Origin of the sequence: Sulfuricurvum sp. RIFCSPLOWO2_12_FULL_43_24, assembly GCF_001829605.1 — a bacterium.
Lineage (GTDB): Bacteria > Campylobacterota > Campylobacteria > Campylobacterales > Sulfurimonadaceae > Sulfuricurvum.
In genome coordinates this window covers 1-13,864 of record NZ_MIBT01000018.1, presented here as the reverse complement: position 1 = coordinate 13,864, position 13,864 = coordinate 1, and the positions used below count along the sequence as shown (strand labels likewise).

Annotated in this window: 14 protein-coding genes; 9 read left to right on the top strand and 5 right to left on the bottom strand. The window is 42.6% G+C overall.

Annotation, left to right across the window (positions count from 1 at the left end; genetic code table 11):
- Both A3G19_RS01920 and A3G19_RS01915 read left to right on the top strand, forming a co-directional pair.
- A partial coding sequence (locus A3G19_RS01920; RefSeq protein ID WP_363921339.1) for a heavy metal translocating P-type ATPase occupies nucleotides 1-2,298 on the top strand: 2,298 nt, incomplete at its 5' end.
- A gap of 42 nt (nucleotides 2,299-2,340) precedes the next feature.
- Nucleotides 2,341-2,598, top strand: a complete 258-nt coding sequence (locus tag A3G19_RS01915) for a BrnA antitoxin family protein (RefSeq protein ID WP_294870300.1) — start codon at nucleotides 2,341-2,343, stop codon at nucleotides 2,596-2,598.
- Nucleotides 2,599-2,629: 31 nt separating this feature from the next.
- Here the strand turns inward: A3G19_RS01915 and A3G19_RS01910 are convergent, their stop codons facing one another.
- From A3G19_RS01910 to A3G19_RS01900, 3 genes are all read right to left on the bottom strand, one after another.
- Nucleotides 2,630-3,169, bottom strand: a complete 540-nt coding sequence (locus A3G19_RS01910; protein WP_294870299.1) for a hypothetical protein — start codon at nucleotides 3,167-3,169, stop codon at nucleotides 2,630-2,632.
- 28 nt (nucleotides 3,170-3,197) lie between these two features.
- On the bottom strand, nucleotides 3,198-3,617 hold the full coding sequence (locus A3G19_RS01905) for a hypothetical protein (protein ID WP_294870297.1): 420 nt from the start codon (nucleotides 3,615-3,617) through the stop codon (nucleotides 3,198-3,200).
- Nucleotides 3,618-3,679: 62 nt separating this feature from the next.
- Nucleotides 3,680-4,204 carry a hypothetical protein gene (locus tag A3G19_RS01900; protein WP_294870295.1) on the bottom strand — a complete coding sequence of 175 codons (525 nt, stop codon included), beginning with the start codon at nucleotides 4,202-4,204 and terminating at the stop codon, nucleotides 3,680-3,682.
- A gap of 233 nt (nucleotides 4,205-4,437) precedes the next feature.
- Here A3G19_RS01900 and A3G19_RS01895 point away from each other — a divergent pair, with 233 nt between their 5' ends.
- From A3G19_RS01895 to A3G19_RS01865, 7 genes are all read left to right on the top strand, one after another.
- The gene (locus A3G19_RS01895; RefSeq protein WP_015653181.1) at nucleotides 4,438-5,175 is read left to right on the top strand and encodes a TetR family transcriptional regulator; all 738 of its coding nucleotides are present in this window, start codon (nucleotides 4,438-4,440) and stop codon (nucleotides 5,173-5,175) included.
- Nucleotides 5,168-6,496 (top strand): AarF/ABC1/UbiB kinase family protein, encoded by a 1,329-nt coding sequence (locus A3G19_RS01890; RefSeq protein WP_294870293.1) that lies wholly within the window; start codon nucleotides 5,168-5,170, stop codon nucleotides 6,494-6,496. The genes A3G19_RS01895 and A3G19_RS01890 overlap by 8 nt, the downstream gene beginning before the upstream one ends.
- The gene (locus A3G19_RS01885) at nucleotides 6,489-7,982 is read left to right on the top strand and encodes a DUF4173 domain-containing protein (RefSeq protein WP_294870292.1); all 1,494 of its coding nucleotides are present in this window, start codon (nucleotides 6,489-6,491) and stop codon (nucleotides 7,980-7,982) included. The genes A3G19_RS01890 and A3G19_RS01885 overlap by 8 nt, the downstream gene beginning before the upstream one ends.
- Nucleotides 7,969-8,331, top strand: coding sequence for a hypothetical protein (locus tag A3G19_RS01880; RefSeq protein ID WP_294870289.1), 363 nt, complete (start codon nucleotides 7,969-7,971; stop codon nucleotides 8,329-8,331). The genes A3G19_RS01885 and A3G19_RS01880 overlap by 14 nt, the downstream gene beginning before the upstream one ends.
- A 4-nt stretch (nucleotides 8,332-8,335) precedes the next feature.
- A complete protein-coding gene (locus A3G19_RS01875; protein WP_294870287.1) occupies nucleotides 8,336-8,731 on the top strand; it encodes a VanZ family protein in 396 nt (131 codons plus the stop codon).
- A 12-nt stretch (nucleotides 8,732-8,743) separates the two neighbouring features.
- The gene (locus tag A3G19_RS01870; protein ID WP_294870285.1) at nucleotides 8,744-10,477 is read left to right on the top strand and encodes a DUF4153 domain-containing protein; all 1,734 of its coding nucleotides are present in this window, start codon (nucleotides 8,744-8,746) and stop codon (nucleotides 10,475-10,477) included.
- Nucleotides 10,478-10,671: 194 nt separating this feature from the next.
- Nucleotides 10,672-11,475: a DUF4393 domain-containing protein gene (locus tag A3G19_RS01865; protein WP_294870284.1), complete on the top strand. Its 804-nt coding sequence runs from the start codon at nucleotides 10,672-10,674 to the stop codon at nucleotides 11,473-11,475.
- 45 nt (nucleotides 11,476-11,520) lie between these two features.
- Here A3G19_RS01865 and A3G19_RS01860 read toward each other — a convergent pair whose 3' ends face one another.
- Both A3G19_RS01860 and A3G19_RS01855 read right to left on the bottom strand, forming a co-directional pair.
- The gene (locus tag A3G19_RS01860; protein WP_294870281.1) at nucleotides 11,521-12,237 is read right to left on the bottom strand and encodes a 16S rRNA pseudouridine(516) synthase; all 717 of its coding nucleotides are present in this window, start codon (nucleotides 12,235-12,237) and stop codon (nucleotides 11,521-11,523) included.
- Nucleotides 12,215-13,864 (bottom strand): ABC-F family ATP-binding cassette domain-containing protein (locus A3G19_RS01855; RefSeq protein WP_294870279.1); only part of this gene is annotated, 1,650 nt, incomplete at its 5' end. The genes A3G19_RS01860 and A3G19_RS01855, both read right to left, overlap by 23 nt.

Sequence of the window (13,864 nt, the reverse complement as noted above, 5' to 3'; positions counted from 1 at the left end):
CCGATGGCAAAAGATATTGTCTGCGGAATGGAGGTTTCCCCCTCGACGCCGTACCAAAGCGATTATAAGGCTCAACATTATCTATTTTGCTCCGCTCATTGTCAGCGCAAATTTGAAGAGCATCCCGAACACTACCTTTCCGAACCCCCCTCCGTATCGTGTCATAATCATAGCTGTGCCGTCGATACCGCTATCTATACGTGCCCCATGCATCCTGAAGTGGAGCAAATTGGGTCGGGGAGCTGTCCTAAATGCGGTATGGCACTTGAACCAAAAACAGTGCAGCTCGAAGACGATACTTCCGAATACGATGCGATTATGCGTCGTTTTTGGCTTAGTAGCGTATTGTCACTCTTTGTTTTAATCAGCGCTATGGGTTCAGATATGTCGCCTGAATTTTTTCATGCGCTTATCGATCCAAAAAAGCGCCAGTGGTTAGAACTGATACTCTCCGCACCTGTCGTATGGTGGGGAGGTTGGATTTTCTTCGTACGCGGCTGGCACTCTCTTCTGAGCCGAAATCTCAATATGTTTACCCTTATCGCACTGGGGGTAGGAAGTGCATGGCTGTACAGTGCGAGTGCCGTCTTTTTCCCTGCACTTTTCCCCGAAAATCTGTTTATGCATGGGGTTGTTCCGGTCTATTTTGAAGCGGCATCGGTCATCACTGCCCTCGTCTTGCTGGGGCAGGTTTTGGAGCTTCGCGCCCGCAGCCGAACTAACGATGCGATCCGCCTTTTGCTGGGAATGACGCCGAAGAGCGCGCGTATTATCCGCTCAGACGGCAGCGAAGAAGATATCCCGCTCAATGCCGTACACTCAGGTGATAGACTCCGAATCCGTCCGGGAGAGAAGATACCGGTGGACGGTGACGTGATCGAAGGGGAGAGTCATGTGGACGAATCGATGGTGACAGGAGAGCCGATTCCCGTCTCCAAAAAAAAGGGAGAGCATCTGATCGGTGCGACGATTAATACGACGGGTAGTCTGATTATGCAGGCAGAGAAAGTGGGAGCCGATACGCTCCTTTCCCAAATTGTGGCGATGGTTTCGCAGGCACAGCGCTCCCGTGCACCGATTCAGAAGAGTGCCGACAGAGTATCGGGTTATTTTGTCCCCGTGGTCATTTTGATTTCGCTCATAACGTTTATTGTTTGGTATCTATTCGGACCTGAACCATCGCTCGGGTATGCTCTCGTCAATGCCGTAGCGGTGCTGATCATCGCTTGTCCGTGCGCACTGGGATTGGCCACCCCCATATCGATCATGGTGGGGACGGGCAAAGGGGCAACGGCAGGTGTTCTGATCAAAAATGCCGAAGCGCTGGAGACAATGGAAAAAATCGATATCCTCGTCGTCGATAAAACGGGGACGCTGACGGAGGGAAAACCCAAACTGGTTTCTGTTATTTCCCAAGAGGGGTGGAATGAAAATAGGATTGTTACTTTGGCGGCTTCGCTGGAGAGAGGGAGCGAGCATCCTCTTGCGTCAGCGGTAGTGAACGGCGCGCAGGAGAGAGGATTATCCTTGAGTGAAACGTATCAGTTTCGATCGGTAACGGGCAAAGGGGTCGTAGGGATTATTGAAGGGGAGACTGTCGCACTGGGGAATGTCAAGTTTATGGAAGAGATGGGGATCGAAACCGTCGCGCTTATGGCTGCGGCGGATGATTTGCGCCGAGAAGGGGAGAGCGTGATGTTCCTTTCCGTCGATGAAACCCTAGTTGGGATACTCGGGGTCGCCGATCCGATCAAAGAGACCACCGCGCAGGCGATCCGTGATTTGCACGAGGAGGGGATAGTCATCGTGATGGTAAGCGGGGACAACCGTATCACCGCCGAAGCGGTTGCCGCCCGACTAGGGATTGATCGGGTCGAAGCCGAAGTATTGCCGCAGCAAAAAGCCGAAACGATAAAACGGCTCCAGAATGAGGGGCATATCGTCGCTATGGCAGGGGATGGGATCAACGATGCCCCCGCATTGGCTCAGGCACATGTGGGGATTGCGATGGGGAGCGGAACGGATGTCGCGATGGAGAGCGCGGGGATCACCCTCATCAAAGGAGACCTTCGCGGGATCGTCCGCGCACGCCGTCTCAGCCGTGCGACGATGCGCAATATCCGCCAGAATCTCTTTTTTGCGTTCATTTATAACAGTGCAGGGATACCGATTGCCGCTGGGGTGTTGTATCCCTTCTTCGGTCTTTTGCTCTCACCGATGATCGCGGCTCTCGCAATGAGCTTCAGTTCGGTATCGGTTATTACAAATGCATTGAGATTAAGAGGGGAAAAGCTTTAATATCTTATAGGCAGAGGCATTATTTGATACAATACAGATACTATGAAAAAAATGCCTGAATTAAAAACCGAAGAAGAGATCGCAGCGTTTTGGGACGAGCATGACTCGACCGAGTACATCGACTGGGATAAAGCCAAAAAAACACGGCTTCCTAATCTTCAAAAAAGCGCGAAAACGATCTCGATTCGTATGCCTGTCGATATGATCGAAACACTCAAAATTCAAGCCAATAAAAATGACATTCTCTATCAGTCGTATCTAAAGATGTTGATTGCGGATGGATTAAAAGCACATGGATGATTGTGTCATTCCCGCGTAGGAGAGAATCTAGCTATTTTTTAGAAATAGGATAACCTTTCCACATTCCATTTTCAAAACGTAATTCACCTCTTACAGGAACAGAAGGACAACAAAGAGCATCTTTAGTAAAATCAAACTCTTTCGCTTCATACCAAAGTTTATTGTTATGTACGTAGATTTTTGACATATTCTGAGGTAGTTCATTTGTTTGATGTGGTAATGAATATTTGGAATCAATATAGAGTGAATAGTTATAAGATAGCCCCCAAGTTAAAGTAACTATCAATGGCCTACCCATCGCGGAGCCGCCGGAACAACCAGTATCTATTCCGAGCAAGCCTACATAAACGGTTTTGTTATCCATTTGATATTCAACGACATTTTTAGGTTCAAAATAAACGTTACAACCGAGAGTACTGGCATATTGTTCTATTGTTTTTGGGATATTTTTGAGTGCAATTTTTTTTTCAGATGCTCTTTGTTTTTCATATTGATGGTCTTCTTCTACTTCGGCAAAGGCATTTATTGAAATTGACAAAATTAGAAGCATAATGAAGGCAAATTTTTGCATAGAGGCCTCTTTTTTTGCAAAGTATCTTTTATTTAGCAAACTGTTTTTTAAAGAATGTATAGCCGAGCATTATTAGAATAAACAGCTCTAATGCATAACCAAAAAGATAGTCTATAAAACTCAATTTTGTCTTTGGCAATTCAGCAGGTAATAAACCGGAACTCTGTAGAGCACTTAATCCTTCTCCTTTCGGTAAAGGCATATACATTGTCGATTCTCCAGTTACACCTAATACTAATCCTTTATCTTCGACAGAGTAAGGGAGCAAAAAAGAATGTCTTGCAATAAGTTGTCCTAGGTATAAATGTTTACCATCTGGAGTAGTGATAGAAGTATCTGCGATGTGAGTGATCGATTCTTTATCACCGAACATGAGGTGTCCTGCGTAAGCTTGTGACGAAAAACCGAAACCTAAAAGAAGAAGTGATGCTAAAGTAAATTTTTTCAAATGTTGTATTCCTTTTTATGTGAATGATATGTTTTGTATTGATGGACAGTAAATATTGTCTATCAATACGGCGATGTTTTAGTTCCTTCTATGAATCCATAGACTGCTATAGCGGCTCCTTTATCTACAGATAGGACTTCTTTGCAATCATTAACGGTGATACCGACGGCTATTGAAGCACTAATAGCCGCATCATAAAAGCTGACGCCTGTTTTACAGTATGCGAGAAAAAAAGTTGATAATTTATCATGAGATTCCTGAAATGTCAGTTGTGAAATTTTTGGGGAAGCATACTCCATATTGAGGTTGTTTTCACCTATTTCGTTTCCCATTTGATTTAACACGGCAAACATAGTATGCATGAGTTTGGGACCATGTATATTAGCCTGATCAGAAAGAACTACAGTACCGGATGTAATCGAATTGTCAAACTCAAAGCTTCTATACATTAGTGAACCAGCCATTCTGGCTAATGATATGATAAGTGTCTCCGCATGAAGCCGTCCATTTTCTGTAAGTAGCTTTCTAGAAGCATCGCAGAAAAACTGGGCAGTAGTTAAAAGATTATTCAATTTTTCATCAGTCATATTATCTAATCCATAGAATTTATAATTGTTGTTATATTATCTAATTTTTTAAAAAATTGCTACAAGTATTTAATTGAATTGGAAGAAGAATTATTTATACGGATAACTTCGATTGCTGCTTTCCATATTACTCATTTTTTATCAATCTTCCTCTTTATATTTAACTTACTATAAAATACTTGACAATAATAATGCATTTAATATATACTACGTTAAATAAATGAGGAGGCGATATGAAAATCTCTCAGGAAAATAAAGAAATCACCAAAATGAAAATTTTGGCGGCAGGTGTTGAATTGATCATCGAAAAAGGATTCAAAGATGCTTCGATGCGTGAGATAGCGCAACGTGCAGGCGTGAGCAATCCGACGATTTATAACTATTTCCCTACTAAAGAGCAGATGCTCTACGCCTATATCGAGTGGAAGCATCAGCAAACACGCGAAATTTTGGGAACTATCGAGGGGTTTGAGAACTATACGTTGCGTGAACAGCTTCAAACCCTCATCGAAACCGAACTCGAACTCTATCTCGAAGATCGTGAATTTATTCTCCAAATCTCAGAGATGGTATTTCACTCCTCTTCACTCAAACTCGATTCGCTTTATGCGACCAATCGCCTCTTCGTTGATACTGCCGCTGAGATGATTTCTATCGCCATCGAAGCGGGTGAGATCGAGAAGCCTCCGTTTGAAGAGTATCTGCCAAAGCTGTTTTGGGATTATTTTGTCGTGGTAGTGGCGTACTGGGTCAAAGATGAAAGTAAATCGTTCGAAAACACTACCCAGTTTATTGACCACTCGATGGGGGTGATCGAGGCAATTTTAAATTCGAGTTTGCTAAACAAGGCTTCGGATTTAGGGATGTTTTTGTTTAAAAACCATCTTCTCTCCGCTTTGACACGTTTGTCGACACAGCCAAGCCGTATGGGGAAAATCAAACGCAAGCTGGGGGAGGTTTTCCGTGGATAAGTCGATCCCGCTCAGTACTATCGCACGTGGCAAAGTGATCGGTAAGACGTTGATAAAAATCGGGGCGAACCATACGAAAGGATCAATCCGAAAAATGCTCGCCTCTAACCATACCCACCAATCGATTCACGAGCAAACTCACGAAGATACGGCGAAGATTATCATCGAAGCATTGGGGGAACTCAAAGGGGTATCGGTCAAAATCGCTCAGCAGGTGATGTTGGCACTGCCGTTTTTACCGCAGAGTTATCAGGGTGAGATTAGCAAATCGTTTAATGCCATTCCTCCGATTAACCGTGCTTTGATCCGTAAAATCGTGAAACAAGAACTGGAGCGTTACCCCGAAGAGGTGTTTGAGCGCTTTGAATCGACACCGTTTGGGAGTGCCAGTTTGGGGCAGGTGCATAAAGGGGAATATTGGGGCAAAACGGTAGCGCTCAAGGTGCAATATCCCGGTATTGCCACGACGATTACTACTGATATGGGGATGGTGAAGTTTATGTTGCAACGTTTTGCTAAAGGGCAAAATGTCGATCATTTGATCGAAGAGATTAATCAACGCCTTTTTGAGGAAGTGGATTACACGTATGAAGCGAAAAACCTTATGTTCTTTAAAAACAATCTTGTCCATCCCAATATCGTGATACCGGAGTTTTATCCTGAGCTTTCCACTTCCAAACTGTTGGGATGTTCGTATGTTCAGGGGCAGACGTTCGGTGAATTTTTACAATCAAATCCGACCCAAGAGGAGCGTAACCATTACGCTCAAATCTTGTTCGACACATTTTTTATCTCGTTGTATCGTCTCAAAGCGATCCATGCCGACCCCAATCCGGGTAATTTTATCTTTATGGAAAATGCTCAACTGGGGTTGATCGATTTTGGGTGTATCAAATACGTCGATGAGACTTTTTTGGTACGGTACAACGCTCTTCACCTCTCATTGATTGATGGGGTGGAGGAGGATACGATCGTCCGTCAATACGCGGAACTAAAAATGATCGATTTTGGCGATGTGGAGACCATGCGAAATTTTTACCGCGAGATTATCCAGCCGCTTGATTCGATCTATATTGGGGTTCTTAGAGGAGAGCGTTACGATTTCGGTACAAGCTACAGTTTTTCTAAAAAAGGGTTTGAGACTATCTTGGAAGTACAGAAAAAACAGACCCATTCGGTGCACAAATTTAACCAAGAGTATCTCTTTTTGAATCGTACATTGTTGGGATACTACACGATATTTGAGCAGCTAGGTGCGCAGATCGATACTCGATCGGCTAAAACACTCATGAGAGCGTTTCAAGGAGAAAATCATGGCTAATTTAACAGAAGAGATTCGTACGGTAGATTTAGAGGGGAACCGTTTTGCAAATGGATGGTTTAGTGTGACGTTGATCGGGGTGAGTTTGGTACTCGCGCTGTTTCAATCGTTTTTTGTCCCGAAAAATGCGGTCGGGTTGGGGAATATCCTCTTTTTTCTTATTGCGATGATTCCGATGCTATATTTGGCTTTGAGTGCACAAGTGATTAACCGCTATACGCTTTGGATACTTCCGTTTGTGACGGTATGGATCGCCGATGTGTTTATTTATAACAACACCTTGACACAAGCTTATCTCCCCGCGATTATCGTCTCGGCGATTCTCATTGTCTACCTCACGAGTATGCACAAAGTTGATCATTTGTATCAAACACTGATTCCGAGGCTATTGGTTGCGTTTTCGCCGTGGAAATATTTCAGAGCGTTTTTTTCTAATCTGTTCGCACTCAATCCGAACTATTCGATCTATAAGCGGATATTCAAAGGGGTGCTTGTCACCGTACCGTTTATCGCATTATTTTTGGCATTATTCATGAACGCCGATACCAAATTCAACAGCGCCGTAAATCGAATTATCGAACTCTTCGCGATTCCGAAAATCGATCAGATGATATCGGTACCGCTTTATTTTTTCCTCTTTTTAGGGGTCTATCTCTACAGCTATCTCAACCGTGCGGAACGTCCTAGCAATGATGAGGCAAAAGCTTATGACAAAGTGATCGTCGGGATTTTTTTAGGGGGACTTAATACCCTCTTTGCTGCCTTTTTGGCTTTTCAGATTGCCTATCTCTTCGGAGGGGAAGCGTACATTACCCAATCGGGGATTACACACGCTCAGTTCGCTCGTCAAGGGTTCTTCCAACTCGCATGGGTCATTGGTCTGGTCGTCGTTATCTTTTTGGGGATGATGCGCCGTTATAAAGGGGAGATGAGTATCCAAATTTTGATGGGACTATTTATGGTACAAACGGTCATCATGGGAATCGCGTCGCTTAAAAAGATGCACTTGTATCAAACACTCATGGGGATGACGACGTTGCGCTACTATGTAGAGTGGTTTGAGTACTTCCTAATCGCGGTGTTGGTTGTAGGAATCGTCCTCATGATTATCCGTCAATCGTATCATGTTATTTTGAGTACCGTGACGGCTATGGGGTTGATAGCGTTTACCCTCGTAGCTTCCCTCAACGTCGATTATATGATTGCCTCTCATAATGTAGCAAAATTTCAAAATGACCCTACCAAACTCGATACCGAGATGCTCTCAAATCTCTCGATAGACGCATTACCGGCATTGACACGGACTCCCGTGATGTTGAGCGTCAACTTTTCAAAAGGGAGTTGTAACTCAGCGATGCAATACCATTACGGACGTTGCAAGCTGATCCAAAAATACGGTGATACACAATTGTATTATACGACGCAACGTAACACTGCAATCGTTGCAATCAATCCTACTGTGGAGGCTTCCAATGAAAGTTTTTGATTTTTATAAAAGTTTTGGTATCGATATGAGCGAACACAACGGCGGTCAATTTTATGCCCTAAAGCGTTCAGAAGCACTGGAAATGGTAGAACTCTTGAGCGAAGAAGGGGTAACCATTCACAGTATAGATGTATTGCATCGTAACATCAGCGGGTTATTCGATTATCGAAATGAGAGAGGGGATCGTATTTGCTGGGATTTTGACAGCGAAAATATCCCTGATGGGAAGCGTTATAGCGTATCGAAGATGAGAATAGAAGCTTTGGAGTCAGAGAACGTCGCGTTTTTGTTTTCAGATGAGAAATCGTACAAAGCATGGAAAAAAAATCATCAAAGAATGAGTGCGTAAACCGATGGAAACAGCAGTAAAACCGAACCCTCTTAAACGGCTCCTCTATCCGGGGCTGTTTTTTCTTCTCCTATTGGGGATAATCTATAAAGCCGATACGGCAAACTATAACTTCGCGTTTCATGTGGTGGGGATGATCCCCTACGGCGATAAAATTGCTCATGCCATCTTGTATGGAATCATGGTGTATTTGCTCAATTACGGGTTAAATGGGAAACGGTGGTTTAGGATAGAGATCGGGACGTTGCTTGTAATGAGCTTTGCGTTTGCCGAAGAGGTGAGTCAGCTCTATTTTCCAAGTCGCTCATTTGACTGGTTTGATCTTTTGGCGGATGCGGTTGGGATTTTTGCAGCGACGGTAGTTTATCGAAAAGTGTGTAAAATACCACTAAATCATTAAAAAGGTTTTTTTATGAATATAAAAATTTCTATGGCGATACTGAGAGATAAACTCCTTTATTCAGTAAAACTCTATCCTCTGGCATCCGTGTTTGCTGTGATTTTTACGCTTGCTTGTTTGGTTTTGGTTGATGATCATTTTCATAATGAAACGATGCAAAAGATAGTATATGCTTCCTCTTTCGGATTTTTCTTGCTCAGTGCATTGTACCATTGGCGTAGAGATATGATAACTCTCGGAAGTGGTTTATTGCTTATCCTACTCTATTTTTTCTCTATGCCTGAGTATGATCCAACATTTATAAATAAATTTTTTGTACTCAATGTTATTTCTTTTATTTTATTGGCAGTATTGCCATTTTTGCAAAAGAGAGGATCAAATTTAGAATTTTGGGCATGGGCACTTAATATTCTGTTGGCTCTTATAAGCAGTAGTGCTTTTGGCTTTATCCTTTATGGCGGTTTAGCAGGAGCAATAAAAGCATCATCCGTGTTGTTTGAGTTTACCGTAAACGGGAAATATTACATTTACCTTTTTGTCATCATTATGGGACTTTTTAGTAGTCACTATTTCTTGGCTGCATTGAAGCTAAGCGATATAGATATTTCAAAAGCGTTTTATAACCGTTTCGGAAATTTTTTCGTTAAATACATATTGACGTCAATCGCTTCGGTGTATGCGGTGATTTTATCGGGTTATGTGCTAAAAATAGTTCTGACACAAGAATGGCCAAACGGGATTTTGGTATGGCTATCATTGGTTTTTGCTTCATTGTCATTGGCTACATACTTATTTTGGACACCGATAGGAGGAAAATATCGCAAACTTTTAATCGGTGTTGCTTTGGTGCAGTTGAGTCTGCTCTTTATTGCCATATACATGAGGGTATCGCAATACGGATGGAGCAGTGACCGATACATGGTGACTATGCTGGGAATTTGGTTCGGAATCACATTTGTCTATTTGATCATAAGCAAAGTCATTAGGTACGAATATCCTTTTATTCTTTTAGCTCTTTTTTTATTGATTAGTCAATATGGCTGGAAATTAAATGCGTATGAAGTAAGTGCCAGATCGCAAGCCGATAGATTAATGAAATTACTCGCAGAAAATCCCCATTTCTCGCAAAAGACACCCAAAGAGGTACGATGCGCAGTTTCGAGCGCATTAGATCTTTTAGAACATCATCAAAATAAAGAATATTTGATTGAAATAATGCCGGAGACGCTAAAAAAATATGATGCTAAGCATATAGCTACTCAAAATAGACACGAGTATAGTTTTGCACAATTTGCAACCAAAGAGTTAGGATTTAAACATTTAAATGAATGGGAATGTAGCCAGAAATACAGTACGTACTCTGAATCAAAAAACCGATCTTTTAATCATTACTGGGATGGAAATGAATCGATCCTGATAGCTGGATATGATCATTTGATATTGCATAATAATTTTGAAATAGATCAATCAGGTCGTCCAAATAATATTGTTATCAGAGAAAATGGTTTGAAGATAGGTGAATTTGATATTTCTACATTTGCAAAACGGCTGATGCAAATCCAAAAGGATGAAGATATGGAGGAACCTGTAACACCTAATCAAAATATCTCTTCGGAATACTTTATTTATTCGGCTGAAAATGCCGACATAGCGATTCGGATATATTTTGAGTATTTGAATATTAATAAAGAGGGGATCGTGCAGGATGCACGTGGTATCGTATTAATGCGAAAAAAACATAAATAACGGGCAAAATCTAATATAAATGACATTCCCTACCAGTCGTATCTAAAGATGCTAATTGCGGATGGATTAAAGGCGCATGGGTAATCATTGCGTACTCTTTAGAGTAGATTGGAAATCTAGTTTTTAGTATTTTTCGTTTATTCTTATGCGTTGCATTGAATTAAAAATTTAAGATTTAGATTGGAATGAAAAACGTGGATGATATAGAAAAAAATAATAGGAAGTCCAACACAGCTGATTTGATTAATGCGACGACTGAATTATTGAAAGCTGTTCCAGTTTACGAAGATGGATTAAAACCTGCAGTTAAAGAACTTGGAAAATCTTTAGAAACAGTTGCTAAAGCTATTAATGTTGCTTTACTTCCAATTAGTGGAGTGATTTGGGGAGCAGAAAAATTTAAAGACTTTTTTGAAAAAGATGTTGTAGAAAAATTAAAAGATGTTTCAATAGAAGATATTTGCGCACCAGATCCAACAGTTGCAGGACCTGCGTTAGAAGCATTGAAGTTTGCCGGTCACAAAGAAGAGTTACGAGAAATGTATGCAAATCTTCTTGCTAAAGCATTAAATAAAAATACAACTGACAAAACACATCCATCATATGTTGAAGTAATTAAACAATTGACAGTAGAAGAAGCAAAACTTCTACAATTACTCTCTAATAAAGAGTCATACCCTATTATATGTAACTTTTTGCATATAACAAAATATATGGGGCAGCCGATGTCGTTGATAAATAAGTTTAATAAAATTTGTATCGAAATCAACATTTCACAAGAAAATTCCAATACATATTACGATAATCTGCAAAGGTTAAGAATAATGGAAGTTATCGAAACAAGAACACAAGAAATTGAAGAAAATTTTATGAGTTTAAATGGTCTTTCCATACCAGGCTCAGATAAGTTTGAATTTAAAAGTAGGACAAATTATACATTAAAATTTACAAACTATGGAAATAGATTTGTGGATATATGTATAAAAGATATACCATGAATTATTTAAAAAAGCTAGATTCCCGATCAAGTCGGGAATGACGGATTAGTTTGCCATTTCCTCTAGGTCAAGTAACCGATACTCCCCCTCTTTTAAATCCCAAAGCCTCAAATCCCCGAAGCTAGAGCGATGCAGTGCAGTGACATGATTCCCTACCGCTGCAAACATTCGCCGTACCTGATGGTAACGTCCTTCGGTGATCTCTAGTGTCACATGAGTCTCATCAATGATTTTCAATTTAGCGGGTAGGCAGGGGCTTTTTTCACCGTTCAGCATCAGCGTTCCAGACGCGAAAATCTCTGCTTCGTCACCTCGGAGTGGTCGATCAAGAGTCGCTTCGTAGAGTTTGGAAACATGGTGACGCGGAGAGGTGAGGCGGTGGAGGAGTTGTCCGTCGTCGGTGAGGAGCAGTAGTCCGCTTGTCTCTTTGTCGAGCCGCCCGATCGTGGAGATTTTCGGGTCGCGCATTCTCCAACGCGGCGGGAGGAGATCATAGACGAGCTTACCCTCGCCATCATCGTGGGAGCAGACGAATCCTATAGGTTTGTGCATTAAAATCACCATCCCAGTAGGAGGATCGAGCAGCTCGTTCTCAAAGAGGATTTCGTTATGCGAGACTTTGGTATCACTTTTTAGGGGAAGATTTTCGGTGTGGGTGATGATACCCTCACGTAGAAGAGCGGCAACCTCTTTGCGCACGCAATACCCAAGCGAGCCGAGGAGTTTGTCCAGACGAACCTTAGAGGGCTTCGAGTTTTTCATCGGTCTCTTTGGTGATTCGTTCAAAGTCATCACTGGCAATTTCGAGCCTCTCGAACAGCTCTTCGATCATCTTTTCATCCGAGGCAACCTGTTTGGAGAGTTCCATGAGTTTAGCGCTTTCCCCTTGATTGGAGTAGACGATCAGCTGTTCGTGAGCCGTTTTCACCTTCTCCTCTAGGGTCATAATTGTATTTTCGCAGTAGTCGATCTCTTTTTTGAGTGGGTTCAGCAATCGGGAGCGCTCTTGGATCAGTTCGGCACGCTGCTGTTTTTGCTCTTTCTTATTGACATTCGCAGTCACTTTGACTGGTTTGGGAGCATCAGATATTTCTTCATCCCATCCGATCTTCTCCAAGAAGTCATCGTATCCACCGTCGAAAAACTCTGCATTTCCCTCACGAAAGATGATAAGTTGATCGGCTAACTCACGCAATAGCATTTCGGAGTGGGTGACAATGACGACAGAGCCTTCAAACCGTTTGAGCGCGTCACAGAGTGAATCGATAGACTGCATATCGAGGTGGTTGGTCGGCTCATCGAGGAAGAGGAGGTTGGCAGGGGTGGCGATGATTTTCCCCAGCATGACACGGCTGCGCTCTCCCCCCGAGAGGATAGATATTTTTTTATCGGCATCGTCGCCGCTGAACATCATGGTTCCGCAGATACCTCTAATACGGACATTTTGAAGCGTATTGTCGGCACTTTGGATCTCTTCAGTGATGGTGCGGTTTTTATCGAGGCGGTCGATGTTCGTTTGACCGAAGTGGGCGATGGCGGTGGAAGGGTGGGAAGTGATTTCACCGTTGGGCGTTAAAACCCCTGCGAGGGTGTTGAGGAGGGTTGATTTACCTTTACCGTTTTTCCCGATGATAGCGAGGCATTTTTTACTCTCCATATTAAATGAGAGATTATGGAAGAGGAGCTCATCGGCACTGTATCCGAAGGAGAGATCTTTCACCTGCATAATGATTTTGGCGGGGGTAGGTTTATACGAGAAGGAAAAAGAGAGATCTTTTTCCCCTTCGAGTGATTCCATAACTCCCATCTTGTCCAGCTCTTTTTGTTTAGACTGTGCCATGACCGCCGTGGAAGCACGGGCTTTGTTTCGGGCGACAAAATCGATAAGTTCTTCACGTTTTTTATCGTGATTGATTTTAGTTTTGACGTAGAGTTCATCTTCGCTCTCCATCATCTCATAATATTTATGGCTATTGCCTTTGATGATAGAGATAGTTCTACGACGTAATCCCATCGTATGGGTACTGACCGAGTCCATAAAATCGCGATCATGGGTGATGAGGATCACTTCACCCTCAAAAGCTCGGATAAAGCTTGCCAGCCAGCGCAGAGAGACGATGTCGAGGTAGTTGGTCGGCTCATCGAGCAATAACAGATTGGGTTCGGTGACGAGGAGTTTGACGAGGTTGAGACGGATTTGATACCCCCCTGAAAAACTGAGAGGGTCTTTCTCCAAATCGTCTTGTGTAAATCCCAGACCGAAGAGGATTTTTTCGACCCGATAGACTTCGTGCTCCATATCCCCTGTGAGAACCGATGCACACTCTTCACGGACGGTTTTGTGGGTGAAGTGAAGATGTTGACGAAGGGTTCCGATGCGGTAGTTCTT